The organism is Rhodoplanes roseus (assembly GCF_003258865.1).
GTDB classification, from domain to species: Bacteria; Pseudomonadota; Alphaproteobacteria; order Rhizobiales; family Xanthobacteraceae; genus Rhodoplanes; species Rhodoplanes roseus.
This window is the reverse complement of record NZ_NPEX01000912.1, coordinates 1-252: the sequence shown is the minus strand read 5'-3', so window position 1 is coordinate 252 and position 252 is coordinate 1. Positions and strand designations below refer to the sequence as shown.

At 67.1% G+C, this 252-nt stretch carries 1 protein-coding gene; it reads left to right on the top strand.

All coding sequences use genetic code 11. The features are described from left to right. Positions 1-252, top strand: a 252-nt coding sequence (locus CH341_RS32975) for a tripartite tricarboxylate transporter permease (protein ID WP_146604811.1), incomplete at both ends; no start/stop codon positions are given.

Sequence of the window (252 nt, the reverse complement as noted above, 5' to 3'; positions counted from 1 at the left end):
CAAGACGCCGGAAGCCTTCGGCAAGGGTGAAATCGAGGGCGTCGCCGCACCCGAGGCGGCCAACAACGCCGTCACCGGCGGTTCGCTCGTGCCGGCGCTGACGCTCGGCATCCCGGGCAACGCCGTCACCGCGGTCTTCCTCGGCGGATTGACCATTCATGGTCTCGTGCCGGGGCCGAGGCTTTTCACCGATCACGCGGAGATCGTCTACACGCTGATCTTGTCGCTCTTCCTGGCGAACCTCGCCTCCGC